At 70.9% G+C, this 26036-nt stretch carries 26 protein-coding genes and 1 rRNA gene; 20 read left to right on the top strand and 7 right to left on the bottom strand.

Annotated features, from left to right (window positions below):
- The 9 genes from rrf to ACIQNU_RS30155 all read left to right on the top strand — a co-directional run.
- A 5S ribosomal RNA gene (gene rrf / locus ACIQNU_RS30195) occupies positions 1 to 91 on the top strand; the annotation flags it as partial.
- A 93-nt stretch (positions 92 to 184) separates the two neighbouring features.
- Positions 185 to 829 (top strand): HAD family hydrolase, encoded by a 645-nt coding sequence (locus ACIQNU_RS30190; RefSeq protein ID WP_401372426.1) that lies wholly within the window; start codon positions 185 to 187, stop codon positions 827 to 829.
- 75 nt (positions 830 to 904) lie between these two features.
- Positions 905 to 2128: an MFS transporter gene (locus ACIQNU_RS30185; RefSeq protein ID WP_401372424.1), complete on the top strand. Its 1224-nt coding sequence runs from the start codon at positions 905 to 907 to the stop codon at positions 2126 to 2128.
- Positions 2079 to 3251, top strand: a complete 1173-nt coding sequence (locus tag ACIQNU_RS30180) for an acetoin utilization protein AcuC (protein WP_401372422.1) — start codon at positions 2079 to 2081, stop codon at positions 3249 to 3251. Before ACIQNU_RS30185 ends, ACIQNU_RS30180 begins: the two co-directional genes overlap by 50 nt.
- A 166-nt stretch (positions 3252 to 3417) precedes the next feature.
- Positions 3418 to 4233, top strand: coding sequence for a phosphatase (locus ACIQNU_RS30175; RefSeq protein WP_401372451.1), 816 nt, complete (start codon positions 3418 to 3420; stop codon positions 4231 to 4233).
- Between the two features lie 128 nt (positions 4234 to 4361).
- On the top strand, positions 4362 to 4571 hold the full coding sequence (locus ACIQNU_RS30170) for a helix-turn-helix domain-containing protein (protein ID WP_401372420.1): 210 nt from the start codon (positions 4362 to 4364) through the stop codon (positions 4569 to 4571).
- A 139-nt stretch (positions 4572 to 4710) separates the two neighbouring features.
- Positions 4711 to 4809: a 30S ribosomal protein bS22 gene (locus ACIQNU_RS30165; protein ID WP_003948845.1), complete on the top strand. Its 99-nt coding sequence runs from the start codon at positions 4711 to 4713 to the stop codon at positions 4807 to 4809.
- 268 nt (positions 4810 to 5077) lie between these two features.
- Positions 5078 to 6223, top strand: a complete 1146-nt coding sequence (locus ACIQNU_RS30160; protein ID WP_401372418.1) for an NAD-dependent epimerase/dehydratase family protein — start codon at positions 5078 to 5080, stop codon at positions 6221 to 6223.
- Between the two features lie 109 nt (positions 6224 to 6332).
- Positions 6333 to 7379, top strand: coding sequence for a lysophospholipid acyltransferase family protein (locus ACIQNU_RS30155; RefSeq protein WP_401372416.1), 1047 nt, complete (start codon positions 6333 to 6335; stop codon positions 7377 to 7379).
- Between the two features lie 85 nt (positions 7380 to 7464).
- On the opposite strand, the gene ACIQNU_RS30150 is transcribed toward ACIQNU_RS30155, so the two are convergent.
- The 3 genes from ACIQNU_RS30150 to ACIQNU_RS30140 form a co-directional block, all read right to left on the bottom strand.
- Positions 7465 to 8727: a DUF5667 domain-containing protein gene (locus tag ACIQNU_RS30150; RefSeq protein ID WP_401372415.1), complete on the bottom strand. Its 1263-nt coding sequence runs from the start codon at positions 8725 to 8727 to the stop codon at positions 7465 to 7467.
- Positions 8728 to 8974: 247 nt separating this feature from the next.
- On the bottom strand, positions 8975 to 9763 hold the full coding sequence (locus ACIQNU_RS30145) for an ECF subfamily RNA polymerase sigma factor, BldN family (RefSeq protein ID WP_401372414.1): 789 nt from the start codon (positions 9761 to 9763) through the stop codon (positions 8975 to 8977).
- A gap of 326 nt (positions 9764 to 10089) precedes the next feature.
- A complete protein-coding gene (locus ACIQNU_RS30140; protein WP_401372412.1) occupies positions 10090 to 11103 on the bottom strand; it encodes an HAD family hydrolase in 1014 nt (337 codons plus the stop codon).
- A 131-nt stretch (positions 11104 to 11234) separates the two neighbouring features.
- Here ACIQNU_RS30140 and ACIQNU_RS30135 point away from each other — a divergent pair, with 131 nt between their 5' ends.
- The 6 genes from ACIQNU_RS30135 (at position 11235) to hemB (ending at position 17883) form a co-directional block, all read left to right on the top strand.
- Positions 11235 to 11522 (top strand): glutaredoxin family protein, encoded by a 288-nt coding sequence (locus ACIQNU_RS30135; protein ID WP_401372410.1) that lies wholly within the window; start codon positions 11235 to 11237, stop codon positions 11520 to 11522.
- A 374-nt stretch (positions 11523 to 11896) separates the two neighbouring features.
- Positions 11897 to 12730 (top strand): redox-sensing transcriptional repressor Rex, encoded by an 834-nt coding sequence (locus tag ACIQNU_RS30130; protein ID WP_401372408.1) that lies wholly within the window; start codon positions 11897 to 11899, stop codon positions 12728 to 12730.
- Complete coding sequence (locus ACIQNU_RS30125) at positions 12727 to 14133, top strand: glutamyl-tRNA reductase (RefSeq protein ID WP_401372406.1); 1407 nt, start codon at positions 12727 to 12729, stop codon at positions 14131 to 14133. Before ACIQNU_RS30130 ends, ACIQNU_RS30125 begins: the two co-directional genes overlap by 4 nt.
- Complete coding sequence (gene hemC, locus ACIQNU_RS30120) at positions 14130 to 15104, top strand: hydroxymethylbilane synthase (RefSeq protein ID WP_401372404.1); 975 nt, start codon at positions 14130 to 14132, stop codon at positions 15102 to 15104. The genes ACIQNU_RS30125 and hemC overlap by 4 nt, the downstream gene beginning before the upstream one ends.
- Complete coding sequence (locus tag ACIQNU_RS30115) at positions 15101 to 16777, top strand: uroporphyrinogen-III synthase (RefSeq protein ID WP_401372402.1); 1677 nt, start codon at positions 15101 to 15103, stop codon at positions 16775 to 16777. Before hemC ends, ACIQNU_RS30115 begins: the two co-directional genes overlap by 4 nt.
- Before the next feature lie 116 nt (positions 16778 to 16893).
- Complete coding sequence (gene hemB / locus ACIQNU_RS30110) at positions 16894 to 17883, top strand: porphobilinogen synthase (protein WP_401372401.1); 990 nt, start codon at positions 16894 to 16896, stop codon at positions 17881 to 17883.
- On the opposite strand, the gene ACIQNU_RS30105 is transcribed toward hemB, so the two are convergent.
- Both ACIQNU_RS30105 and ACIQNU_RS30100 read right to left on the bottom strand, forming a co-directional pair.
- Positions 17850 to 19262 (bottom strand): sensor histidine kinase, encoded by a 1413-nt coding sequence (locus tag ACIQNU_RS30105; RefSeq protein ID WP_401372399.1) that lies wholly within the window; start codon positions 19260 to 19262, stop codon positions 17850 to 17852. The genes hemB and ACIQNU_RS30105 overlap by 34 nt on opposite strands.
- Complete coding sequence (locus ACIQNU_RS30100) at positions 19259 to 19915, bottom strand: response regulator transcription factor (RefSeq protein ID WP_401372397.1); 657 nt, start codon at positions 19913 to 19915, stop codon at positions 19259 to 19261. Before ACIQNU_RS30100 ends, ACIQNU_RS30105 begins: the two co-directional genes overlap by 4 nt.
- A 208-nt stretch (positions 19916 to 20123) precedes the next feature.
- Between ACIQNU_RS30100 and ACIQNU_RS30095 the strand changes: the two genes are divergently transcribed.
- The 5 genes from ACIQNU_RS30095 to ACIQNU_RS30075 all read left to right on the top strand — a co-directional run bounded on the left by ACIQNU_RS30095 (position 20124) and on the right by ACIQNU_RS30075 (position 24165).
- Positions 20124 to 20669: a hypothetical protein gene (locus tag ACIQNU_RS30095; protein WP_401372395.1), complete on the top strand. Its 546-nt coding sequence runs from the start codon at positions 20124 to 20126 to the stop codon at positions 20667 to 20669.
- Positions 20669 to 21733, top strand: coding sequence for a peptidoglycan-binding protein (locus tag ACIQNU_RS30090; RefSeq protein ID WP_401372393.1), 1065 nt, complete (start codon positions 20669 to 20671; stop codon positions 21731 to 21733). Before ACIQNU_RS30095 ends, ACIQNU_RS30090 begins: the two co-directional genes overlap by 1 nt.
- The gene (locus ACIQNU_RS30085) at positions 21730 to 22425 is read left to right on the top strand and encodes an ABC transporter ATP-binding protein (RefSeq protein ID WP_401372391.1); all 696 of its coding nucleotides are present in this window, start codon (positions 21730 to 21732) and stop codon (positions 22423 to 22425) included. The genes ACIQNU_RS30090 and ACIQNU_RS30085 overlap by 4 nt, the downstream gene beginning before the upstream one ends.
- Positions 22422 to 23663 (top strand): ABC transporter permease, encoded by a 1242-nt coding sequence (locus ACIQNU_RS30080; RefSeq protein ID WP_401372389.1) that lies wholly within the window; start codon positions 22422 to 22424, stop codon positions 23661 to 23663. The genes ACIQNU_RS30085 and ACIQNU_RS30080 overlap by 4 nt, the downstream gene beginning before the upstream one ends.
- 148 nt (positions 23664 to 23811) lie before the next feature.
- Positions 23812 to 24165 carry a DUF805 domain-containing protein gene (locus tag ACIQNU_RS30075; RefSeq protein WP_401372387.1) on the top strand — a complete coding sequence of 118 codons (354 nt, stop codon included), beginning with the start codon at positions 23812 to 23814 and terminating at the stop codon, positions 24163 to 24165.
- 117 nt (positions 24166 to 24282) lie between these two features.
- Here the strand turns inward: ACIQNU_RS30075 and ACIQNU_RS30070 are convergent, their stop codons facing one another.
- Together ACIQNU_RS30070 and ACIQNU_RS30065 are read right to left on the bottom strand one after the other, a co-directional pair.
- Positions 24283 to 25167, bottom strand: a complete 885-nt coding sequence (locus ACIQNU_RS30070; protein WP_401372385.1) for a glycosyltransferase family 2 protein — start codon at positions 25165 to 25167, stop codon at positions 24283 to 24285.
- On the bottom strand, positions 25164 to 26015 hold the full coding sequence (locus tag ACIQNU_RS30065; protein WP_401372383.1) for a DUF3592 domain-containing protein: 852 nt from the start codon (positions 26013 to 26015) through the stop codon (positions 25164 to 25166). The genes ACIQNU_RS30070 and ACIQNU_RS30065 overlap by 4 nt, the downstream gene beginning before the upstream one ends.
- Between the last annotated feature and the right edge of the window lie 21 nt (positions 26016 to 26036).

Genomic DNA, 26036 nt, shown 5'->3' with positions numbered 1-26036 from the left:
GCCCGGTTACATTCCGAACCCGGAAGCTAAGCCTCACAGCGCCGATGGTACTGCAGGGGGGACCCTGTGGGAGAGTAGGACACCGCCGAACTATTGTTAGGGGAAAGCCCCCGCACCTCAGGTGCGGGGGCTTTTTCGTTTTGCGGGCCACTCCGGCGTTTTCCCCGTCGTTTATGGTCGAGTCATGCGATACGACCTGGTCATCTTCGACAACGACGGCGTCCTCGTGGACAGTGAGCCGATCTCCAATCGGATCCTCGCCGGCTACCTGACCGAGATCGGGCACCCCACCACGTACGAAGACTCCCTGCGTGACTACATGGGGGGTGCCATGCATCGCGTACACGATCTCGTGAGGGAGCGGACCGGGGAGCGGTTGCCCGAAGGGTTTGACGACAGCTTTCATCAGCGCGTATTCACGGCGTTCGAGCGGGAGTTGGAGCCGGTCGACGGTGTCGTGGATGTTCTGGAGACGCTTCGTACCGACGGAGTCGCCACCTGTGTCGCTTCGTCAGGGAGTCATGAGCGGATTCGGGTCGGGCACCGTAAGACCGGGCTCGACCGGTGGTTCGACGATGCGCGGATCTTCAGTTCCGAGGATGTGGGAAAGGGGAAGCCGGCGCCGGATCTCTTTCTGCACGCGGCCGAGCGGATGGGCGTGGCCCCCGGTCGGTGCGCCGTTGTCGAGGACAGTCCGCTCGGTGTGGAGGCCGCGGTCGCCGCGGGGATGGATGTGTACGGATTCACCGCGATGACGGCCCCGGAACGGCTCGCCGGAGCCACCGGGTTCTTCTCAGACATGAAGCAACTCACCGCCCTGCTCGCGTGAGCAGAACTGCCCCCGGAAAAGTCACTTCCTGATCCATCTACCCACGGGTAGTTGGGGGCCTTACGCTGTGCCGCCATGACAGATGTGCTGCGGCGCGGCCGAGCCTCCTTGGCGTTCAGCTTCTTCGTGCAGGGCGTCGCCTTCGCTCTGCTGGTGACGCGGATTCCCGCGATCCAGGACCGGTACGGGATATCCGACGGGCTGTTGCCCGCCTTTCTCGCCGCAGTGCCGGTGCTCGCCGGGGTCGGCAGTGTCTGTACCGAACACCTGGTGAAGCGGGTGCGGCCCAGCAGGGTCCTTCGATGGTCCCAGCCCGTTGTGCTCCTGGCGCTGCTCGGGGTGGCCGCCGGGGATCGGCTGTGGCAGGTCGCCGTGGCGCTCGGGGTGTTCGGGCTCGCGGTCGGCGCCCTCGACGCCTCCATGAACATGCTCGGGGTGAGCCTGCAACGGGCCTACGGGCGCAGCATCATGCTCGGATTCCACGCCGCGTACAGCCTCGGGGGCATTGTCGGGGCCTCGCTGGCCTGGGTCGGGGCGCATTGGGGCCTGGCGCTGTTCGTGTCGTATCTGCCGGTGGTCGTGGTGCTGTTGCCGGCGGCCTTCGTGGGGAGTCGGTGGTACGTCGACGCGGGTACCGGTGGGGTGGGGGACGGCGCGGAGTCGAAGGGCGGCGAGGCCGGGCCTGTCGTCTTCCGGATGCTGTTGCCGCTGTGTCTGGTGATGACCTTCGCCTATATCGGGGACTCCACCGTGTCGAACTGGAGCGCGAAGTACCTCCAGGACGTGCTGGGCAGCTCGGAGCAGCTCGCGACCGTTCCGTACAACGTCTACATGGTGACGACGCTGGTCGGACGGGCGCTCGGGGACTTCGGAGTGCGGCGGTTCGGGGCGGTTGTCGTGGTGCGGGCCGGGAGTGTGGTGGCCGCGCTGGGGTTCGCGGTGGTCGCCACGGCGCCGGGGCCCTGGGTCGGGATGCTCGGCTTCACCCTGCTGGGCCTCGGGCTCTGCGTGATCGTGCCGCAGACGTTCGCCGCGGCCGGGCGGCTCTTCCCGGGGGCGTCCGATACGGCGATCGCACGGCTCAACATCTTCAACTACGTGGGATTCCTCATCGGTTCACCGCTCGTCGGGGCGCTCGGGGACACGTGGAACTATCGCGGCGCGATGCTCGTTCCCATGGTGTTGGTGCTTGTGACACTGCTGTACGCCCGGTCGTTCGCCCCGCGGCCGGACCGATACGGTGAGAGTCATGAGCGGTCGCGCACAGCTGATGTGGGACGAAGCGGTAACGGGCTATGACTTCGGTCCGGATCACCCGATGGATCCGGTTCGGCTGGCTCTGACCCGGCGGCTCGTGAGCGCCTTCGGGCTGGACAGCAGGCTCGATGTCGTCGCTGCTCAGCGGGCCGGCGATTCGACGCTGCGTCTTGTGCACCGTGAGGACTACATCGAGGCGGTCAAGGCTGTCTCCGCCGATCCCGAGTCGGCGGACGGTTCGTACGGCCTCGGGACCTCGGACGACCCGGCGTTCGCGGGGATGCACGAGGTGTCGGCGCTGATCGCCGGGCAGTCCGTCGGTGCGGCCGAGGCGGTGTGGCACGGCGATGCTCTGCACGCGGTGAACTTCGCGGGTGGGCTGCACCATGCGATGCCGGGGAGCGCGTCGGGGTTCTGCATCTACAACGATGCCTCGCTGGCCATCGCACGGCTCCTGGAGCTGGGTGCCGAGCGGGTCGCCTATGTGGATGTGGACGTGCATCACGGTGACGGGGTGCAGGCCGCGTTCTGGGAGGACCCCCGGGTGCTCACCATCTCGCTGCACGAGCATCCGAGGACGCTGTTCCCCGGGACCGGGTGGCCGGAGGAGACGGGTGCCGAGTCGGCCGAGGGGTCGGCGGTGAATGTGGCGCTGCCCGCCGGGATCGCGGATGCCGGGTGGGTGCGGGCGTTCCATGCGGTGGTGCCGGAGCTGTTGGCCGATTTCCGGCCGCAGGTGCTGGTGACGCAGCACGGTGCGGACACGCACTTCGAGGATCCGCTCGCGCATCTCGCGGTGTCGTTGGACGCGCAGCGGGCGGTGCAGGTGGCGTGTCATGAGCTGGCGCACGCGTACGCGGGTGGGCGGTGGGTCGCGCTCGGGGGCGGGGGCTATGCGGTGGTGGATGTGGTGCCCCGATCGTGGACGCATCTGGTGGGGATCGCGGCGGGGGCTCCGGTGGAGCCGGAGGCGGAGGTTCCCGAGGAGTGGTTGCGGGAGGTGTTCGCGCGGGCTCGTGTCCGGGGCCCTGGGCGGATGACGGATGGGGGGTGGCCGGTGGACTGGAAGGCGTGGGAGTCCGGGTACGACCCGGCCGATCGGCTCGACCAGGCCGTGCTGGCGACGCGGCGGGCTGTCTTTCCGTTGCGGGGGATGTTGCCGTAGCGCCTGCTTCCGGGGCCGGCGCTTGGCGGGCGGCCCTCGGGACTGGAGGGGCGGGGAGGGAGGGCGAGGGGGGAGGGGGAGCCCCCCTCGGTGTGGGTTACGCCAAGGGTGGCGGGTTTTATGGGTTTTGGGGGAGTGGCGGGGTCGGGTGCGTCAGCATCTCAGGGTGTTGAGTGCCGGCGCCTTGCGGGCGCATTTGTTGGCGGCCAGGTTGGCCGGGCCGGTGGCGACTTCGCGGGAGGAGAGTCTGCGGAGTTACCGGCTCTTCGCCGCGCGGGATCCGCGGGTGTTGCTCGGCCTTGATCCCGAGGGGGACTGGGATCAGCGGGACGTGATGGCGCTGATGGCCGACAAGTGCGGGGTGTCGGACGATCCGGGGCTGACGACGGGGCACGATGTGATCGACCCGGAGCGGACGTTGGCGGCGCTGGACGCGTTCGCGGAGCGGCTCGGGGCGGCCGGGGCGCGACGGGAGCCGGTGCTCATTGGTACGGGGCATCCGCATCGACTGCTCGGTTTCTACGCCTCTTTGGCCAGTGCCCTGTCGGCGGCGGGATGCCCTGTTCTCACCTTTGCGAAGGGTAGCTGTGTCGACATAACGACTAGGTTCGGTCTACGTACGTACAACCTTGACTACGTACGGGGAGTCGCGCTGGTGCGGGAACCCGGCGCGCGGGGCGCTGCGAGTGGGACCGGCGCACATACCCACTCTCCGCTCCCGGTTCGTACCGTTCTGGGGGTTGCCGCGGAGGCCGGGGGACCGCTTCCGGGGCTGGTCGTGGGGGACCATGGATGGGTGTGCGGGGCAGGTCAGCTGGGGTTTGACGCCGTGGGGCTGGCCGATACGGATGATCCCGCGCTGTTCGTGGGTGAGGCCGAGGGGCGGGTGTCCGTGGTCGTTCCACTTGATGACGCTGTGCGGTCTGATTACTACCGGCCGCTTACTCGCTATGTACTCAATCGAGCGTGTCTGTCACAGTAGGCGGCCGATGGCTGCTCCTCTTCCCCACTCGCATCACCCGCCCCTAGTCTGGGGAGTGAGCGCACAGCGACGAGGAGTCACCGGAGGGGAAGCCGGTGCCCGTCATGTGTGGAAGGTTCAGGTGTGTGATGGCTGCTGACGAGAGGCCTCTCAGCGAGGTTCAGTTTCTCACTGTGGCGGAAGTCGCCGCGGTGATGCGAGTGTCCAAGATGACCGTGTACCGGTTGGTGCACAGCGGTCATCTGCCCGCGATCAGGGTCGGTAGGTCGTTCCGGGTCCCTGAGAACGCGGTTCACGAGTACCTTCGCGAGTCGTATGTGGGGGTGGACACCGCCTGATCGTCACCCTCGATTACAGCCTCGGCACCCGGGCGGGGTAGGCTAGGCCCCTCGTAGGTCGTGTGGGCCCCATTGCAGCCCCGCACCGAGTGATTGTCCCCGTACGCGGGGGTTGTCCGAGAAGTGAGCGAGGGTTGACGTGGGCTCTGTTATCAAGAAGCGGCGCAAGCGGATGGCGAAGAAGAAGCACCGCAAGCTGCTCAAGCGCACTCGCGTTCAGCGTCGCAACAAGAAGTAAGCGACCGCTGCGACAGCGCGCTCTGTGGCCCCTTCACCGGATGGTGGAGGGGCCACAGCACGTTCCGGCCCCGTCGTGCGGTCCCTTGCCCCGGCCCCGTACTCCCCCTGTCCGCCATCGGTGGCTGTCGTGGCTTCGTGCATCGTGCGGTCATCACAGGGCAACACCGACCCGCTAACGTGGCCGCCAGAGGCCGATGGCAGCCGATGGCGGCGATTATGGCGGCGGCAAGGGCAGAGCGCGGGGACGCGGAAGGTAGGCGCTGATCTTGGGCAAGGTCGTGCTCGTGACCGGGGCGGCCCGGCAGTTGGGGGGCCGATTCGTCCGGCGGATTCTGCGTGATCCCCAGGTCGACCGGGTCGTCGCCGTGGACGCGGTGGCCCCCGGGCACCCTCTGGGCGGCGCCGATTTCGTACGGGCGGACATCCGGCAGCCGACGATCGCGCGGGTTCTCGCCGAGCACTCCGTCGACACGGTCGTGCACCTGGACGTCACGGGCACCCCGTTGGGCAGTGGCGGCCGGGCCACGCTCAAGGAGACCAACGTCATCGGGACGATGCAGCTGCTCGGCGCCTGCCAGAAGTCGCCGACCGTGAAGCGGCTCGTCGTGAAGTCCTCGACCAATGTGTACGGTTCGGCGCCCCGCGACCCCGCCGTGTTCACGGAGACCACACCGCCCAAGTCGCTGCCGAGCGGCGGCTTCGCCAAGGACACCGTCGAGGTCGAGGGCTATGTGCGGGGCTTCGCGCGGCGGCGCCCGGACGTCGCGGTCTGTGTGCTGCGGTTCGCCAACATCCTCGGTCCGGCCGCGGACTCGCCGCTCGCCGAGTACTTCTCGCTGCCGGTGCTGCCGACCGTGTTCGGCTACGACCCGCGGCTCCAGTTCGTGCACGAGGACGATGTCGTCGAGGTGCTGCGGATCGCCTCGCACGATCCCGCGCGCGGGACACTCAACAGCGGCACGTTCAACATCGCCGGGGACGGGGTGCTGCTCCTGTCGCAGTGCGCGCGGCGCCTGGGCCGTCCCACGGTGCCGGTGCTGCTGCCGGCCGTGACCTGGCTGGGGTCGGCGCTGCGCACGCTGGGCATGACGGACTTCTCGCCCGAGCAACTGCGGCTGCTGACGCATGGCCGGATGGTCGCCACGCACCAGATGCGGGAGACGCTGGGCTACGTACCGGAGTTCACGACCGCGGAGACCTTCGCGGAGTTCGCGCGCAGCCGCGGTCCCGGGCTGCTGTCGCCGGAGGCCGTGGCGGAGGCCGTCGACCGGATCGCCGCCCTGCCGGTCCTGCGGGGTGGGCGCCCGGCACCGGACCGGAGTGCGACGGCACCGGTCCCGGGCACGGCGGCAGCACGTACCCCGAAACCGTCGGCCCAGGGCCCGACCATCCCGACCCAGAGCCCCACCTGACAAACCCAGAGCCCCGCGTGACCTCACCCGACCACAGCCCTACCGCAGCAGAGCCCACCCGACGAAGAGCCCACCTGACGCAGAGCGCCAAGCGAGGAGCGCATCAACGATGGCGGACGCCAAGGTCATTCCCTTCGACGACGACCGGTCGCGCGGCGGCGCCCAGCGCCCGCCGCGCCGCCGGACCACGGTGTCCGGCCGGCGGCCCGCGCAGGTACGCGGGGTCCAGCCCCTGCCCGCCCCGCAGATTCCGCAGGATGATGTGCCGGTGGAGCGAGAGGTGCGGGAGCCGGGCGCGGAGGGCGGGGAACAGGGCGGTGGCTGGGAGCGGCGGGTGGCCGGGGGTCTGGCCTTTCTGCGGCGGCGGTTGACGGGGGACTACGAGGTCGACGACTTCGGGTACGACGAGGAGCTGACGGACCAGGTCCTGATGTCGCTGCTGCGGCCGGTGTACGAGAAGTACTTCCGGGTCGAGGTCAAGGGCATCGAGAACATTCCGGCGGACGGTGGCGCGCTGATCGTCGCGAACCACTCCGGGACGCTGCCGCTGGATGGGCTGATGATGCAGGTCGCCGTCCACGACAACCACCCCCACCAGCGCCATCTGCGGCTCCTGGCGGCGGATCTGGTGTTCATGCTGCCGGTGGTCAACGAGCTGGCGCGCAAGGCGGGGCACACGCTTGCCTGCGCCGAGGATGCGGAACGGCTGCTTCAGCGCGGTGAGCTGGTCGGGGTGATGCCGGAGGGCTTCAAGGGCATCGGCAAGCCCTTCAGCGAGCGTTACAAGTTGCAGCGGTTCGGGCGGGGCGGTTTCGTGTCGACGGCGCTGCGGGCGGGGACGCCGATCGTGCCCTGCTCGATCGTCGGGGCCGAGGAGATCTACCCGATGATCGGTAATGCGAAAACGCTCGCGCGGCTCCTGGGGTTCCCGTACTTCCCGCTCACGCCGACGTTTCCGTGGCTCGGTCCGCTGGGCGCCGTACCGCTGCCGACGAAGTGGACGATTCAGTTCGGTGAGCCGATCGAGACGGACGGGTATCCGCCGGAGGCGGCCGAGGACCCGATGCTGATGTTCAACCTGACGGACCAGGTCCGCGAGCAGATCCAGCACTCCCTGTACAAACTGCTGGTGCAGCGCCGGTCGGTGTTCTTCTAGCCCGTACGCACCTACCCGTACGCACGTGTGTGGGGGCGCCCTTCCGGTCGGAGGGCGCCCCCACACACGTAACGAACAACCACTCCTACTGGCCGGCGTCCTCCGCGTCGATGCCCAGGCCCGGCAGGAGGCCGGGGAGCAGGGGTGGCAGGGTGACGTCGGGTTTGCTCGGGAGGGCGTTCTTGCCGGGGAGGCTCGGGCCCGGGGTGTCCTTCGGTGGGTCGAGCAGGCCGCCGGTGTTGCCGCCGAGCAGGCCGTCGCTCTTGCCGCTGTCCGAGGCGGAGGGGTGGGGGCGGGTGTCCTGGTGGCCCTTGCCGGTCTCGGTGGATGCCTTGGACCTGCCGGGCTCCGGTTGGTTCGTACCGGAGGTGCCCGTGGTGTCCTGGCCGCTGCCGGGGACGGTGCTGCCGCCGCCCTTGGCGGGCGGTTGGGGCAGCAGGGAGCGCAGCGGGTCGACCTCTTGGTCTATGGCGTCGAAGACCGAGCTGACCTCCTGGCTGACGTCTCCGAGCTGGACGGGGAGTCGGTCGCGCAGGGCGCTCCAGCTGCCGCGGTGGGACTGCGAGAAGACGGAGAGCGCCTGGATGGGGCCGATGGAGCCGTCCCGTTCGTAGGCGGCGAGGAGGAGGCGGTGGCCTTCCGACGCGTCGTGCTGCATGCCCGAGAGGGCGCGTCGGATCTCGCCGAGGGATTCGTGGTCGAGGTGGCCGCTGCGTCCGCGCTCCATGAGTCTGCGTGCCTCGTTGAGCCGGGTGGACGCCTGGTCCAGATAGATCTGGCCGCGGTCGGTGTCGCCGTCGGCCATGCCCAGTTTGAAGTCCTCCATGCCTCGCTTGAGGCCGTAGAGGGAGTCACCGGGCAGGGCGTCCGTACTGGCAGCGGCGACTCCGCCGAAGGCGCCCGCCGCCACACCCACGGTGAGTCCGCCCGCAGCGAGGCTCTTCGACAGGCGGGAGCGGGGTCGCAGTTTCCGCAGGGGACTGGCCCGGTGGGCGCCCTTGGCCCCCCTGCGGGATCGCTGTTCGGGCACCGAAGGGTCCGTGGCTTCGCCGCCCGGGGCCCTGCCCTCCAGGAGCATGGTCTCCATGGCGGCCACGAGCTGGGCGCGCTGGACGACCTTGACCTCGGGGTCCAGCTCCGGTTTCGGCAGGTCGCCGAGTCCGCCCGCCAGAGCCAGCATGCGGCTCCGCTCGGCCTGGTCGGCGTTGCCCGGCGCGGGGGCGGGGGGCGGGGGCCCTCCGGTCGCCGGCGGATCGGACTGCTCGGCCGCCGGGGCCCGGTCGGACGGTTCCTCCAGGGCCTGGGCGAAGGCGTTCGCCCGCCTGTGCGCCGATACGTTTGCGATCACTGGCGGCACCTCCTCTCGTCAAGACGGTCGACTCCCCAGGGGGTCCTGAGGGTTGCGTCCCCGGTCCGCTCCCACTCGTTCGAGTGAGTGCGGGCAGCCGGGGAGTGACCACAGGGAGCCTGTATCCCGCACAACGAGCGGCGCGGTACTTGGGTTACGGACGAAAGATGATCCGACCGTCGAAGCAACTTGCTTGTACGCAGGGTGAGTTGGGGATCGCTGTCCGTGTCCGGTCTGTGTGCGGGGGTCAGCGGGCGTCGTCCGGGAGCAGGCGGGCCAGGGTGCGGACGGCCCGGTACTGGAGGGTCTTGATCGCGCCCTCGTTCTTGCCCATGACGCGTGCGGTCTCGGCGACGGAGAGGCCCTGGAGGAAGCGCAGGGTCACGCACTCCTGCTGTTGGGGGTTGAGCCGGCGCACGGCGTCGAGCAGGGCGGCGTTGGAGAGGGACTCCAGGACGGAGTCCTCGGGGCTGCGTTCGACCTCGTTGGCGTCGAGCATTTCGCCGGTGGTCACTTCGAGCCGGAAGCGGCTCGATTTGAAGTGGTCGGCGACCAGGTTGCGGGCGATGGTGACCAGCCAGGCGCCGAAGTCGCGGCCCTGCCAGGTGAACGTACCGATTCTGCGCAGGGCGCGCAGGAACGTCTCGCTGGTGAGGTCCTCGGCGGTGGCCTTGCCGCCGACGCGGTAGTAGATGTAGCGGTAGACGGTGTCGCTGTACTGGTCGTAGAGGCGTCCGAAGGCTTCGGCCTCGCCGGACTGGGCGCGCTCGACGAGTTCCATCATGCGGGCGCTGTCGCTGTCGGCGGCGGGACGGCGCGCGGCGGTGGTCGCGGAGCCGGAGCGGCTCCGTCGGCCGACTGCCGCGCTGCCGTCCGCCAGGGCATAGCAGGGGGCGGCCGGGCCGCTTGTGGCAAGGCGCGGCGCGACGAGGGCGGGGACGGCGTACGCGGTGGGGACGAAGCCGCGCAAGTGGTCGAGGACCGTTGCGCGCAGCGTAGCCAGGCCCGAGGCGTCAACCCCGACGTGTGGGTACACGGGACTCCCAGAGGCAGAGCTTCCATCACGTGCAGTGCGGAACCGTTCACCCCTCGTGGTGGCGGGTGGGTACCGGTTTGCGTCTGAGGAGAATAACGCTTCGTACAGGCAGTGCTACACCCAGTTGCTCAAATCATCGATTACGTCGCTTCTGTAACCGATCCTCACCTGTTCAAGTACCCGAGAGTGACCGGTTGTTGATCAGATAAGGTCACGTTCCGTCCGAGTCCGGGGCGTGTTGTGCCCGAGTGGTATCGGCGGGACTGGCGGGGGGATGAGCCGGGTAAGGGGGACCGGATTGCCGGGTGCGCGGTGTGCCGGGGGCTTCAGCGGCGGCGGCGGTGCAGGGCGATGGCCGCCGCGGTGCCGCCCGCGACCGCGCCGACGCCCGCGGCGGCGGGGATGCCGACCTTGGCGGCCTTGCGCCCGGTGCGGTAGTCGCGCAGCCGCCAGTCACGGGCGCGCGCGTGCTTGCGCAGCTTCGCGTCGGGGTTGATGGCGTACGGGTGTCCGACCAGGGACAGCATCGGGATGTCGTTGTGCGAGTCGCTGTAGGCGGCGCAGCGCGTCAGGTCGAGGCCCTCGGCGGTGGCCAGGGCGCGGACCGCCTCGGCCTTCGCGGGGCCGTGCAGGGGCTCGCCGACGAGTTTGCCGGTGTAGACGCCGCCGACGGACTCGGCGACCGTGCCGAGGGCGCCGGTCAGGCCCAGGCGGCGGGCGATGACGGTGGCGATCTCGACGGGGGCCGCGGTGACCAGCCACACCTTCTGGCCGGCCTCCAGGTGGGCCTCGGCGAGGGCGCGGGTGCCGGGCCAGATGCGGTCGGCCATGTACTCGTCGTAGATCTCCTCGCCGATGGACATCAGCTCGGAGACGCGGTGGCCCTTCACGATGGACAGGGCGGAGTCGCGGGCGTCCTGCATGTGCTCGGGGTCCTCGACGCCGGCCAGCCGGAACCATGCCTGCTGCCAGGCGAAGCGGGTCAGGTCGCGGGTGTCGAAGAACTTCCGCTTGTAGAGGCCGCGGCCGAAGTGGAAGAGGGCGGCGCCCTGCATGACGGTGTTGTCGAGGTCGAAGAAGGCGGCGGCGCGGTCGTCTCCGGCGACGGGGAAATCGGGCTCCCGCCCGGCGGAATCCGTCGATTCCGTCTCGGGTGATTCCGTTTCGGAGGTTTTCCGGGTGACCTGGTCCGGGGCGTCGGCGGCGGCCGGTGCCGGTTCCTGGGCGGACGTCAGCTCCTGCGAGGACTTGCGCGCCGCCTCCGCCGAGGCCTCGCCTGCCAACACGCTCCGCGCCGTGGCGGAGCGCCTACGGGGAGTGAGCCATCCGAGAGCGGCCATGCCGTGAGCATAGCCAGTCTGTTCGGAGGTTCCTCAGTCGCGAGGATGCGGTGCTGTGAACTCTCCGCGACCGTCCCGTTAAACAACTCATGCGGTACGGGTGGCGGCGGGTGCGGGGGCCCGGAGCGAGAATGGGCCGTATGAGTCCGATGTTTCGACGTACGCCGAAGAAGCCGCCGCAGGACCGGGTGGTCACCTTGATCGGGAAGCCGGGGTGTCATCTGTGCGACGACGCGCAGATGGTGGTCGAGAAGGTCTGCGGGGAACTGGGGGCCGTATGGGAGAAGAAGGACATCACGCAGGACGCGGAACTGCACCGTAAGTACTGGGAGCAGATTCCGGTGGTGCTGGTGGACGGGGCGCAGCACGATTTCTGGCGGGTGAAGGAAGATCGCTTGCGGCGTGCGCTCACCGAATGACCGAACCTCATGCGGAACCTCGTGTGGAACCGAATGGCGAACCGAATGACCGAATGGGCGTGCCTTTGCCCTTGTAACGGCCCGTGACGACGCGGTTCTTTGCGCCGGAAAGGGTTTACCATCGAGGCGGTTTGGCTTCGGGGGCGAGGGCCTGTTGAGGAGTGTGTACCGCTTTGCCCCCAGAAGGTGAGCGTCGTGTGAGCCCGTGCGCCGGTTCCCGGAGAGTGCGCCGGGGGTGCGTGACCCCGGTCACGTTGGGCGGGCAAATCGGACACCATCTTTGTGCACGCGTTCACAAAGACATAGCCTGCATGCGACGGGGCGGTCCTGGGACGTGTGACCGCCTGCAGCCCCGCTCTACCCGCAGGAGCACCGTGGCAACTGGCCGAACTCACCGACCGGCGACCCGCAGCCGAGGGATTCCCGAGGCCACCGTCGCCAGGCTTCCGCTGTACCTCCGCGCCCTCACCGCACTGTCGGAACGCTCGGTACCCACGGTCTCGTCCGAGGAACTGGCCGCCGCCGCGGGGGTCAACTCCGCGAAGCTGCGCAAGGACTTCTCCTACCTCGGCTCGTACGGAACACGCGGTGTCGGCTACGACGTCGAATATCTCGTCTACCAGATCTCCCGCGAACTCGGCCTCACCCAGGACTGGCCGGTCGTGATCGTCGGGATCGGTAACCTCGGCGCCGCCCTCGCCAATTACGGCGGATTCGCCTCCCGCGGCTTCCGGGTCGCCGCGCTCATCGACGCCGACCCGGCGATGGCCGGGAAACCGGTCGCCGGTATGCCGGTGCAGCACACCGACGAGCTGGAAAAGATCATCAGCGACAACGGGGTGTCGATCGGAGTCATCGCGACCCCGGCCGGCGCCGCCCAGCAGGTCTGCGAGCGGCTGGTCGCCGCCGGTGTGACCTCCATCCTGAACTTCGCGCCGACCGTCCTGACCGTCCCGGACGGTGTCGACGTACGCAAGGTCGATCTCTCCATCGAGCTGCAGATCCTCGCCTTCCACGAGCAGCGCAAGGCCGGTGAGGCCGACGAGCACGCCGCCGCCGAGGCCGCGCGCGCCCTGGAGGCCGCCCAGGCCGCGGACACCGGGAAGGCCGCCGCAGCAGAAGCCGAGGCCGCCACCGGGACCGCCGGGGCTGCCGGGGACACCGCCAAGGGACCCGACGGGGACGTACCCGCCGTGATGCCGGCATGAGTCTCCTCGTCGTCGGACTGAGCCACCGCAGCGCGCCGGTGAGCGTGCTGGAGCGGGCCACGCTGTCCCCGGACAGCCAGGGCAAGCTCCTCCAGGACGCGGTCGCCGCCGAGCCCGCCGCCGAGGCCGCGGTCCTCGCCACCTGCAACCGGATCGAGCTGTACGCGGACGTCGACAAGTTCCACGCGGGCGTCGCCGAACTGTCCACGCTGCTCGCCCAGCACAGCGGCGTCGGCCTGGACGAACTCACTCCGCATCTCTACGTGCACTACGAGGACCGCGCCGTCCACCATCTGTTCTCGGTGGCCTGCGGACTGGACTCGATGGTCGTCGGCGAGGGCCAGATCCTCGGCCAGATCAAGGACGCCCTCGCCACCTCGCAGGACCTGCACACCGCGGGCCGCCTCCTCAACGACCTGTTCCAGCAGTCCCTGCGGGTCGGCAAGCGCGCCCACTCCGAGACCGGGATCGACCGCGCCGGACAGTCCCTCGTCACCTTCGGCCTCCAGCAGCTCGCCGCGGGCGACGCCGTCGACGCCTGGGCCAAGGGCAAGCGCGCCCTGGTCATCGGCGCCGGTTCGATGTCCGCGCTGGCCGCCGCGACACTGGCCCGCGCCGGAGTCGCCGAGGTCACCATCGCCAACCGCACCCTGGAGCGCGCCGAACGGCTCGCCGCGATCCTCAGCGAGCCCGGCGGCACCGGGGTGTCCGCCCGCGCCGTCCCGATCGGCGCGACCGCAAAAGAGCTGACACGTGCCGACATCGCCGTCTCCTGCACCGGCGCGGCCGGCCTCGTCCTGACCGCGCGGGACGTCACCGTCGCCGCCGAGGCCCGCGCCGCCGCCGGCGGGCGCCGCCCGCTCGCGCTGCTCGACCTCGCCATGCCCCGCGACGTCGACGCCGCCGCCCACCACGTCGAGGGCGTCCGGCTCGTCGACATCGAGTCGCTGGCCGACGCGTCCGCCGACGCGCCGATGGCCGCCGACGTCGACCAGGTGCGCGGCATCGTCTCGGACGAGGTCGCCGCGTTCGGCGCCGCGCAGCGCGCCGCGCACATCACGCCGACCGTCGTCGCGCTGCGCACCATGGCCGCCGACCTCGTCGCCGGTGAGATCGCCCGGCTCGACGGGCGGCTCCCCGAACTCGACGCGAAGCAGCGCGCCGAGATCACCCAGACCGTGAAGCGCGTGGTCGACAAGCTGCTGCACGCGCCGACCGTACGGATCAAGCAGCTCGCCGCCGAGCCCGGTGGCGCCGGGTACGCGGACGCGCTGCGGACCCTGTTCGACCTGGACCCGGAGGCCGTCGCCTCCGTGTCGCGGGCGGACCTGAACGATGCCGACGCCCCGCGCGTCACCGGCGTCCCGAACGTCACGAACGGCAAGAACCGAGGGCGGGCATGACTGAGAAGCCACTGAGGCTGGGGACCAGGCGCAGCACGCTCGCCATGGCCCAGTCCGGTCAGATCGCGGACGCCGTCAGGAGAGTGACCGGGCGGGGCGTCGAACTGGTCGAGATCACCACCTACGGCGACACGTCGCGCGAGCACCTCGCGCAGATCGGCGGCACCGGCGTCTTCGTGACCGCGCTGCGCGACGCGCTGCTGCGCGGTGACGTGGACTTCGCCGTGCACTCCCTGAAGGACCTGCCGACCACGCAGTCCGACGACCTCACGCTGGCCGCCGTGCCGCGGCGCGAGGACCCCCGGGACGTGCTGGTCGCCCGCGACGGGCTGACCCTGGCCGAGCTGGGCGCCGCCTCGCACGGCGGGCCCGCCCGCATCGGCACCGGCTCGCCGCGCCGCACGGCCCAGCTGAACGCGTACGCGCGCAGCCACGGCCTCGCCGTCGAGACCGTCCCGATCCGCGGGAACATCGACACGCGTATCGGCTACGTCCGCAGCGGAGAACTCGACGCCGTCGTGCTCGCCGCCGCCGGACTCCATCGCATCGGCAGGATCGGCGAGGTGACCGACTTCCTGTCGGTCGACACCGTCCTGCCCGCCCCCGGTCAGGGGGCGCTGGCGGTCGAGTGCGCCGCGTACCACGCGGACCTCGCCGCCCTGCTCGCCGAACTCGACGACCCGTTCACCCGGGCCGCCGTGACCGCCGAGCGGTCCCTGCTCGCCGCCCTGGAGGCCGGCTGCAGCGCACCCGTGGGTGCGCTGGCCGACCTGCTGAGCGACGGGCAGATTGTCAAGGAAATGCGCCTGCGCGGCGTCGTCGGCACGACCGACGGCTCGACGCTGGTGCAGTTGTCCACCACCGGTCCCGTGCCCGAGACATCCGACCAGGCGCTGGCGCTCGGTCGCGAACTCGCCACCGAGATGCTTGCCAAGGGCGCGGCCGGTCTGATGGGGGAGCGAGCACTTTGAGCCCCACCACCTCGAACCGTTCCGCTGGACCCGCACACGGGCACGTCACCTTCCTGGGTGCCGGACCCGGGGATCCGGGGCTGCTGACACTGCGCGCCGTCGAGGCGTTGAGCAGTGCGGACGTCCTGGTCGCCGAGCCCGACGTGGTCGATGTGATCCGCGCGCACGCCAGGCCGGGTGTGACCGTGATCGACACGGCCGCACCGGGTCTGACCAGTGCTGACACGTCGTCAACTTCCGTCGGTGCCCCTGTGTTGAGGGACGCGGCCAATCTTGTCATGGAGTCCGCACGGGGTGGCAAGCGGGTCGTCCGTGCCGTCTCGGGCGACCCTGGCTTGGACACATATGCCGCCGGCGAGATGCTGGCGTGCGCCGCGGGGGGTGTGCCGTTCGAGGTCGTCCCGGGCATCGCCACCGCCGTCGGCGTACCCGCGTACGCCGGGGTGCCGCTGCGGGACGCGCAGGGCACCGATGTCCGGTTCGTCGACGCGCGTACGGCCCCGGACCGCTGCTGGACCGAGGCGGGCGCGTCCGACGGCACCGTCGTGGTCTCGGCGACCCTGGAGACCGTCGCGGCGGCTGCCGGGGAGCTGGTGGCCGCGGGCCGCAAGCCGGACACCCCGATGACCGTCACGGTCGGCGGTACGACGACGCGGCAGCGGACCTGGTCCGCGACGCTCGGCACCGTCGCGCAGACCCTGAAGCAGGCCAAGGTGCTGCCGTCGCCCGAGGGCGGCAGGCCGGTGATAGCCGTGGTCGGTGAGCGGTCATCGGCCGCGCAGCGCGACCAGCTCTCGTGGTTCGAGTCCAAGCCGCTGTTCGGCTGGCGCGTCCTCGTACCGCGGACCAAGGAGCAGGCGGCCTCGCTCTCCGACCAGCTCCGCTCGTACGGCGCCGTGCCGCACGAGGTACCCACGATCGCCGTCGAACCGCCCCGCACGCCCCAGCAGATGGAGCGCGCGGTCAAGGGCCTGGTGACCGGGCGGTACGAGTGGATCGCCTTCACCTCCGTCAACGCCGTGAAGGCCGTCCGGGAGAAGTTCGAGGAGTACGGGCTCGACGCGCGTGCCTTCGCCGGGATCAAGGTCGCGGCGGTCGGCGAACAGACCGCTCAGGCGCTCGTCTCCTTCGGTGTGAAGCCGGACCTGGTGCCGAGCGGTGAGCAGTCCGCCGCGGGTCTCCTGGAGGACTGGCCGCCGTACGACCCGGTCTTCGACCCGATCGACCGGGTGTTCCTGCCGCGCGCCGACATCGCGACCGAGACGCTGGTCGCGGGCCTCATCGACCTGGGCTGGGAGGTGGACGACGTCACCGCCTACCGGACGGTGCGCGCCTCGCCGCCGCCGGCCGAGACACGGGAGGCGATCAAGGGCGGCGGGTTCGACGCGGTGCTGTTCACCTCGTCGTCGACCGTGCGGAATCTCGTCGGGATCGCCGGGAAGCCGCACAACGTCACCGTGATCGCGTGTATCGGGCCCGCCACGGCCAAGACGGCCGAGGAGCACGGGCTGCGGGTGGATGTGATGGCTCCTGAGCCGTCCGTGCTGACGCTGGCTGCGGCTTTGGCGGAGTTCGGCGCCGGGCGCCGGGCGGCGGCTTTGGAGGCCGGGGATGTGGTTACCCGGCCGAGTGAGCGGCGGCCGGGGTCTCGGCGGAGGCGGACCACTAGCTGAGCGGTTCGCCTTGACCGGGTGGGCGTTGGATTCGGGTGCGGGTTTACCTTGGGTTGTGCCCACCCGTTCCGCCGTGCGGAACGCCTGCCCACAACTGGGAGTACGGGAGTTTTGGCGTGAGTAAGTACGGTTCCTTTCCCTCGGCTCGGCCTCGGCGGTTGCGGGGGTCTGCTGTGATGCGGCGCATGGTGGCCGAGGAGCGGTTGCATCCTGCCGATCTCGTGCTGCCCGCCTTCGTGCGGGAGGGGATTTCGGCGCCCGTCGAGATCGGGTCGATGCCCGGGGTTCTCCAGCACACCCGGGACAGCCTCCGTAAGGCTGCGGTCGACGCCGTGGACGCGGGGGTGTCCGGGATCATGCTGTACGGGGTGCCCGAGGACGCCAAGAAGGACGCCGTCGGGTCGGTCGGTACCGATCCGGACGGGATTCTTCAGGTCGCGTTGCGGGAGGTGCGGGCCGAGGTCGGGGACGAGCTGCTCGTCATGTCCGACCTGTGCCTGGACGAGTTCACCGACCACGGACACTGCGGGGTGCTCGACGCCCAGGGGCGCGTGGACAACGACGCGACGCTGGAGCGGTACGCCGAGATGGCGCAGGTCCAGGCCGACGCCGGCGCCCACGTGGTCGGCGCCAGCGGCATGATGGACGGCCAGATCGGTGTCGTACGGGACGCGCTCGACCAGATCGACCGTGAGGACGTCGCGATCCTCGCGTACACCGCCAAGTACGCCTCCGCGCTCTACGGGCCCTTCCGTGAGGCCGTGGCGTCGTCGCTCCGGGGCGACCGCAAGACATATCAGCAGGACCCCGCGAACGTCCGTGAGTCGCTGCGGGAGCTGGCGCTCGACCTGGCGGAGGGCGCCGACCTGGTCATGGTGAAGCCGGCCGGGCCCTATCTCGACATCCTCGCCCGGGTCGCGGACGCGTCCGACGTGCCCGTGGCCGCGTACCAGATCTCCGGTGAGTACGCGATGATCGAGGCCGCCGCCGAGAAGGGCTGGATCGACCGGGACCGGGCGATCATGGAGAGCCTGCTCGGGATCAAGCGGGCGGGCGCGAGCGTCATCCTCACCTACTGGGCCACCGAGGCCGCGCGCCGGCTCTGAGCCGGGACCGGCCCGTACGGCGGCCGGTTCGGCAGGCGGACCGTGAGGTGCAGGCCGCCGCCGCCGCGCGGATGGGCCGTGACCTCGCCGTCGTGGACCCGCGCGATGGACCGCACGATCGACAGGCCGAGCCCCGCGCCCCGGCCCGGGGCCAGCCGGTCGCCGCCGCCCCTGCGGAACGGTTCGAACAGCGACGGGATCTCGTAGACCGGTACGGCCGGGCCCGTATTGCTGACCTCGACCTCCGTGTGGTCCTCGCGGACGCGGGTGACGACGCGGACCCAGCCGTGGCCGTCGCCCGTGTTGTGGCGGATGCCGTTCTCGACCAGGTTGTGCACCAGCCGCTCCAGGAGCAGCGCGTCCCCGGTCGTCGGGGTCTCGACCGTCTGCTCGTGGACGGTGACCCCCGCCGTACGGGCCTCCGGCGCGGTCTGCGCGACGACGTGCGCGGTGATGTCGGCGAGGTCGACCGGGGCGCGTTCGGCGAGGGTGTTCTCGGACGACGCCAGCATCAGCAGGCCGCTGATCAGGCGTTCGTGGCGGGCGTTGATCTCCAGCAGGTTCTCGCCGAGCCGGTGCACGTCGTCGGACGCCGTCTTCCTGTGCATCGCCACCTCGACCAGCGCGCGGCCCAGGGTGAGCGGGGTGCGCAGCTCGTGCGAGGCGTTGGCGACGAAGCGGCGCTGCCCGTCGAAGGACCGGTCGAGGCGCTCCACCATGGTGTCGAAGGTGTCGGCGAGGTCCTTCACCTCGTCGTCCGGGCCGCGCAGGGCGATCCGTTCGTGCAGCCCCCGGTCGGCCGCCGGGGCGCTCGCGATCCGGCGGGCCGTGTCGGTGACCCGGTGCAGCGGCGCCAGGACCCGGCCCGCGACGAGCCAGCCGAAGCCCGCCGCCGCCGCGCCGACCACCGCGAGCGCGATACCGCCCTGCGTGATCAGCGAGGTCGTGGCGGCCGAGCGCAGCTTCTGGGTCTCCTCGCGCAGCCATCTGGCCGCCGCGTCCCCGGTGAGGACCGTGCCGTCGGCCGTACGGATCTGGGTGTGCGGGCCCTTGCCGGGCGGGGCGGTGCCGGACTCCCCGGCGCCGGGGGTCGGGGCGGGGGAGCCGCCCGCGTCGGGGCGGTGGGAGTCGTCCTTGTACATCCCGGCGATCATCTGGGGCCCGGAGCCGGTGAGCTGCTGCTGGAACAGGGCGTAGGTGACGCCGAGCAGGACGACTCCGGCGACCAGGAACAGGCCGCCGTAGAGGAGGGTGAGGCGGGCGCGGAGGGTGATGCGGCGGGGGCGCTTCGGGCGGGGGGTCGCGGGGGGCGGGTTCGCCGGCTGCGGGTTCCTGAGGTGCGGGTTCGTCGGCTGCGGGTTCCTGAGGTGCGGGTTCATGAGATGCGGTACCCGACGCCCGTCACCGTCTCGACCACCGGTGGCCCGCCGAGTTTGCGGCGGAGTTTGAGGATGGTGAGCCGGACGACCCCGGAGAACGGGTCCGCGTGCTCGTCCCACGCCTTCTCCAGGAGCGCCTCGGCCGACACCGGGGCCCCTTCGGCGCGCAGCAGTTCGGTCAGCACGGCGAACTCCTTCCTCGACAGCGGTACGTACCGTCCCTCGCGGTAGACCTCCCGGCGGGCCGGGTCCAGGGTGATGCCGCCGTGGCGCAGGACGGGCGGCGCGGCCGGGCGGGAGCGGCGGCCCAGCGAGAGCACCCGGGCGGCGAGTTCGGGGAACGCGAACGGTTTCGTCAAGTAGTCGTCGGCGCCCAGCGACAGGCCCGCCACCCGGTCGGCGATCTCGGCGGCGGCCGTCAGCATCAGGACGCGTGGCGCGGCGCCCGACGCCACCAGCTCCCGGCACACGTCGTCGCCGTGCACGGCGGGCAGATCGCGGTCGAGGACGACCACGTCGTAGTCGTTGACCGTCAGCCGCTCCAGGGCCGCGCCGCCGTCGTACGCGATGTCCACCGCGTGCGCCTCGTCGCGCAGCCACTCCGCGATCGCGTCGGCGAGCATCGGCTCGTCCTCCACCACCAGTACGCGCATGCGCCCCCGCCCCTTCCGCCGGACGGTTCATCGTCGCTCCGGGCGTGTTTCGTTTCCGTTAGGGAGCGCGGGAGGGCGCGAGCGGGGGCGGCGAGGTGGTGTCGGCGCGTGGGGGAAACGCCTGGGAAACGCGGTGGGGCGTTCCCTCACTCCAGACGGTCGGCCAGCGGGCCGGTCGCGAGGACGTGACGGCTACGAGGAGACACACGTGACCCACGGGACACGACTGCGGAGGCATGGCGCGCCCGCCGCGCTGCTGGTGGCGCTGGCGCTGGCGCTCACCGGATGCGGGGGCGGCGGCGAGGACGACGGGGTGGCGTCGGCCGGCGGTGACAAGAAGGGCGGCAGCAGCGCCAAGCCGAGCCTCGACCCCGACCAGCAGGGCATCAAGTTCGCCCAGTGTCTGCGCAAGCAGGGCCTCGACGTGGACGACCCGAAGCCCGGCGGCGGCATCGGGATCAAGGGGGGCGGGGAGAACCCGATGAGCAAGGCCGAGATCGACAAGGCCATGGAGGCGTGCAAGGAGTTCGAGCCGCAGCGGACCGCGCCCGACGGCAGCGGCAAGATCCCCGACACCATGCGGAAGTACGCCAAGTGCATGCGCGACGAGGGCGTCGAGGAGTTCCCCGACCCGAAGAGCGGCGGCATCCAGCTCGACGGCTCGATCATGAAGGACCCCGACTTCAAGAAGGCCGAGAAGGCATGCCAGTCCGTCAGGGGCGGCGGCGCGAACCTGCAGTCGGAGAAGGGCTGATGCGGGGCCGGAGGATCGCCCTCGCGGCCGTCGTCCTCCTCGCGGGCGGCGCCGTCACCGCCGCCACGCTCGGGCTCGGCGGCGAGGGCGGATCGGGCGGGGCGGGCGCGAGCGACCTGCCGCCGAAGACCGCCGAGGTGGTCCGGCGGACCCTCCAGGACACCCAGAGCGAGGACGGCCAGCTCGGTTTCGGCGCCACGGCCACCGTCGGCAGCCGCATCGCGGGCACCCTGACCTCCGTACCGCAGGCGGGTGACGAGGTGAAGCGCGGCAAGGCGCTGTTCGAGGTGGACGATCTGCCGGTGACGCTGATGTACGGGTCGCTGCCCGCGTACCGGACGCTGAAGACGGGCGACGAGGGCGCCGACGTACGCCAGTTGGAGAAGAACCTCCATGCGCTCGGGTACACCGGGTTCACCGTCGACGACGAGTTCACCGAGCTGACCGCCGACGCCGTGAAGGAGTGGCAGGAGGACCGGGGCCTGGAGGAGACCGGGGCGGTCGAGCTGGGCCGGGTGGTGTTCGCGCCGGGCGCGATCCGCGTGGACGCCGTGGAGGCGGAGAAGGGTGACGCCCTCGCGCCCGGCGGCAAGGTGCTGACGTACACGGGCACCGCGAAGGCCGTCACCCTCGAACTCGACCCGGCCGATCAGGCGCTGGCGAAGAAGGGCGTGGACGTGGCGGTGGTCCTGCCCGACGACAGCCGGATCAAGGGCCGCGTCGAGGAGGTCGAGACGGTCGTGCAGCCGGCCGCCGACGGCGGCGAGGCGAAGACGAAGGTCGAGGTCGTCGTCGGGCTCGCGGACGCGAAGGCGCGGAAGGCGGCCGACGCGTACGCGCTCGCCGCGGTGGACGTCGAGTTCACGGCGGACACCCGTAAGGACGTACTGACCGTGCCGGTCGCCGCGCTGCTCGCGCTGGCCGAGGGCGGGTTCGGTGTGGAGGTCGTCGAGGGGTCGGAGTCGCGGTACGTGTCCGTGCAGACCGGTCTGTTCGCGGACGGCCGGGTCGAGATCACCGGTGACGGGCTCGCCGAGGGCACCAAGGTGGGGGTGCCGCAGTGATCGTCCTTGAGGACGTGACCCGGACGTACCCCGGGGGTGTCACCGCGCTCGACGCGGTGTCGCTCGCCGTCGCTGCGGGCGAACTCGTCGCGATCGTCGGCCCGTCCGGGTCCGGCAAGTCGACCATGCTCCATGTCCTGGGCACCCTGGATCGGCCGACGTCGGGCCGGGTGCGGATCGACGGGTACGACATCGGGGCGCTGAAGGACGCCGAGCTGTCGGCGCTGCGGGCGCGGCGGATCGGCTTCGTCTTCCAGCACTTCCATCTGGCGCCGGGCACGTCGGCCCTCGACAACGTCGCCGACGGGCTCCTGTACTCCGGGCTGCGCGCCGGTGAGCGGCGGCGGCGCGCGGGCGCCGTCCTGGAGCGGGTCGGGCTCGGCCACCGGCTCGACCACGAGCCGCACGAGCTGTCCGGCGGTGAGCGGCAGCGCGTCGCCATCGCGCGGGCCGTCGCCGGGGACCCGGCGCTGCTCCTCGCCGACGAGCCGACCGGCGCACTCGACTCCGTGTCGGGCGACGGAGTCCTCGCGCTGCTGCGGGAGTTGAACGCGTCCGGCACGACCGTCGTCGTCATCACGCACGACCGGGAGATCGCCGACGCGCTGCCCCGGCAGGTCCGGATGCGCGACGGGCATGTCATCGCCGACGACAGCCGGTACGGGAATCCGGTCGCGGGGGTGGCGCGATGAGCGCCGGAACCCTGCGGCCGGTGGCCGGGCCGGGGACCGTCGAAGTGCTGCGGCCCGCCCGGCTGAGCCCGCGCGATGTCGTCAAGGTCGGTGCCGTGGGCCTGCGTACGCGGCCCCTGCGGGCGTTCCTGTCCGCGCTCGGGATCGCCATCGGGATCGCCGCGATGGTGTCCGTCGTCGGTATCTCGTCGTCGTCGCGCGCCGATCTGGACCGTACGCTCGCCGCGCTCGGCACCAATCTGCTGACCGTGTCGCCCGGTCAGACCTTTTCGGGCGGGCAGGCGTCGCTGCCGCTGGACGCGGAGAAGATGGTCGGCCGGATCGCGCCCGTCGAGTCCGTGTCGGCGGTCGGCGCGGTCGAGGACGCCAAGGTGTACCGGAGCGACCGGATCCCCGAGGTGGAGACCAACGGGCTGGGCGTGTTCGCGGCCCGGACCGATCTGCGGGCCACGATCGGCGCGCGGCTCCGTACCGGGACCTGGCTCAACGCCGTCACCGGCCGCTATCCGGCGGTCGTCCTCGGCTCGGACACCGCGGAACGGCTCGGCATCGGACGGATCGGCACCGACACCCAAGTCCTCATCGGACAGCGCCTGTTCACGGTCGTCGGCGTCCTCGAACCGTCGCCGCTCGCGCCCGAACTGGACTCCGCCGCGCTCATCGGCTGGCAGGCCGCCGAGACGTACCTCGGGTTCGACGGACACGCCACGACCATCTACAGCCGCTCCGCCGAGTCGGCCGTACCCGCCGTGCAGGCGGTGCTCGGCGCCACCGCGAACCCGCAGGCGCCGAACGAGGTCGAGGTGTCCCGGCCGTCCGACGCGCTCGCCGCGCAGCAGGCGGCGGGCAAGGCGTTCACGGGGCTGCTGCTCGGGCTCGGCGCGGTGGCGCTGCTCGTCGGCGGCGTCGGGGTCGCCAACACGATGGTCATCTCGGTCCTCGAACGGCGCGCCGAGATCGGGTTGCGGCGCTCGCTCGGGGCGACCCGGGGGCAGATCCGCGCCCAGTTCCTCACCGAGTCGCTGCTCCTTTCGGCGCTCGGCGGGATCGGTGGCGCGGTCCTCGGTACCGCCGTGACCTCCGGATACGCCTTCTCCCAGGGGTGGCCCACGGTGGTGCCGCCGTGGGCGGTCGCGCTCGGCGTCGCGGCGACCCTCCTCATCGGCGGACTCGCTGGTCTGTATCCGGCCATCCGCGCCTCGCGGTTGGCGCCGACGGAGGCGCTGGCGACCCCCTGACACCCGCCCGACAACCCCGAGACGCCTTGGGAGAGCGTCAGGTTGACAAACGCCAGGTAACAGTTTGACCAGTTCGCATCAAGCCACATAGGTTCAGCGCCCGACCTGATCCATTCGGACAGGTTTTACTGGCCCTTGGGGGACTGCTGTGAACTGGTACCTGGATGTGCTCAAGAAGTACGCGGTGTTCAGCGGGCGTGCGCGCCGGCAGGAGTACTGGATGTTCGTCCTGTTCAACGTGCTCGCCGTGATCGTGTTCTCGATCATCGACGCCGTGATCGGCATGAACCTCTTCGTCATCATCTACTGGCTGGGCGTCCTGATCCCGAGCCTCGCGGTCGCGGTCCGTCGTCTCCACGACACCGACAAGTCGGGCTGGTTCCTCCTCATAGGTCTGATCCCGCTGGTCGGCGGCATCATCCTCCTGGTCTTCATGGCCACCGAGGGCAAGCCCAACGAGAACCAGTACGGCCCGAACCCGAAGCTGACGCCGACCGTCTAGCGGTACCGGTTCACCACCCGACGCGACTTTCCGCGCGCCCTGCTCGGCGCGCGGGGGGGTCGCGTTCGGCATTTCGGACGACCGGTTCCGGCATTTCGGACGACCGGTTCCGGCACTTCAGACGATCGGGGGGCGCCCCAGCCTGGTCATGCGGTACACGGTCCGCCACCTCATCGGCCGCCGCTCTCCCGCGGGTTGCCGCACCCCTTCCACGAACCCGCCCGCCCAGGCCCTCAGTCCGGCCCAGGACCGTGTGCGCGCGAGGGTGAGCACGATCCATACGCCGAGGTGGACGGGGACGAGAGGCCACGGGAGGCGGCGGCGGGTCAGCCAGACGCGGTTGCGGGCGGTCATGCGGTAGTAGACGGCGTGCCGGGCCGGTGACGTCTTCGGGTGCTGGAGCAGCAGCGCCGGTTCGTAGAGGACCTTCCAGCCGGCGTCGAGCGCCCGCCAGGCGAGGTCGGTCTCCTCGTGCGTGAAGAAGAAGTCGGCCGGCCAGTCGCCGATCTCGTCCAGCATCGGCATCGAGAAGGCGTGCCCGCCGCCCAGGAAGGCGGTGACGAGGCCGCGCCGCATGGGGTCATCGGCGCGCAGCCGGGGTACGTGCCGCCGCTGGGTCTCGCCGGTTTCGTCGGCGATACGGAATCCGACGATGCCGAGGGCGGGGTCGGCGGCGAACAGGTCCCGTACGGTGCCGAACACGTCCGGGTCGATCAGCAGGCCGTCGTCGTCCAGTTCCACGACGACGTCCACGCCGCCCAGTTCCCGCAGGCGGGCCAGCGCCACGTTCCGGCCGCCGGGGCAGCCGAGGTTCTCCTCCAGGTCCAACTGGTCGATGCCGTCGCCCAGGTCGGGCAGGCGGGTGCCCTGGCCCACGACGACGATGTGCGCGGGTGCGACGTCCTGTTTGGCGACCGAGTCCAGCAGGGCGGCCAGCTCTTCGGGCCGGTTGCCCATGGTCACGATGCCGACGCCCAGGCGGGGCGGAGGTGCGGGGGTCATAGGAAGGTGAGCGTGTCCTCGGGTGTGCCGGGTGGGGTGTCGGGTGCGGTGTCTTCCAGGGGGGTCAGGGCTATCGGGATCGCTGATTCGTCCGACGGGGTTGACCGGTCGAACCAGACCGTTGCCGGGGTGCCCTGACGTGGGATGCGGGGGCGGGGGACCGTGCCTGACTTGGTGACCCAGCGGGTTACGCCCTCGTGGTCCGTGAACTTGACGACGATTCGTATGTGGGGGCGGTGGCGGATCTCCGCGCCCGTCTCCGTCACGTCCGTGACCACGCCCTGGGTGCGGGTGCCGGTGGCCATGACCTCGCGGGCGCGGGACTCGCGGCGCGTGCGGGCTCGCCGTACGCGGGCGGAGACGGTGATCCGGAGGACGACGTACAGCACGAGGAGGGCGGGGACCCAGTACTGCGAGGTCCAGGACAGCCAGGCGCCCACGCCCCAGGAGCCGCGGTCGTCCGGTGCGGGGATCCAGGAGGAGCGGGCGCCGATCAGCACTCCGGCCGCGAGGGGGAGGTGGGTCATGGCCGACGAGAGCGCGATCTTCGTGAGCGGGCCTGTCCGTTCGGCCAGGGTGGCGCGTACGGACAGGCCGGTGATCAGGCCGCCGAACAGCCCTACGAAGAGCATCCACAGCAGCGGCGGTGTGGCGTTGGGCGGGGCCAGCTCGGACGGCAGATATCCGGTGCCCACCGGATAGGCCGCCGCGTCGGCGAACCCGCGCCCGCACACGTACCAGAAGCCGGCGCACAGCACGACGCCGATGAACGTGCCCACACCGGGCCCCCGCTCACGCGCCGCCCGCTGCTTGCGGCGCCGCTCGGCGACCGGATCGACCGTACTCATCCGTTCCCCCCTGTTCCCCCG

The sequence above is a fragment of the Streptomyces sp. NPDC091292 genome (assembly GCF_044757265.1).
In the GTDB taxonomy this organism is placed as follows: domain Bacteria; phylum Actinomycetota; class Actinomycetes; order Streptomycetales; family Streptomycetaceae; genus Streptomyces.
Note: the sequence above shows the minus strand (reverse complement) of the source record. Positions and strands in the feature narration are given on the sequence as shown.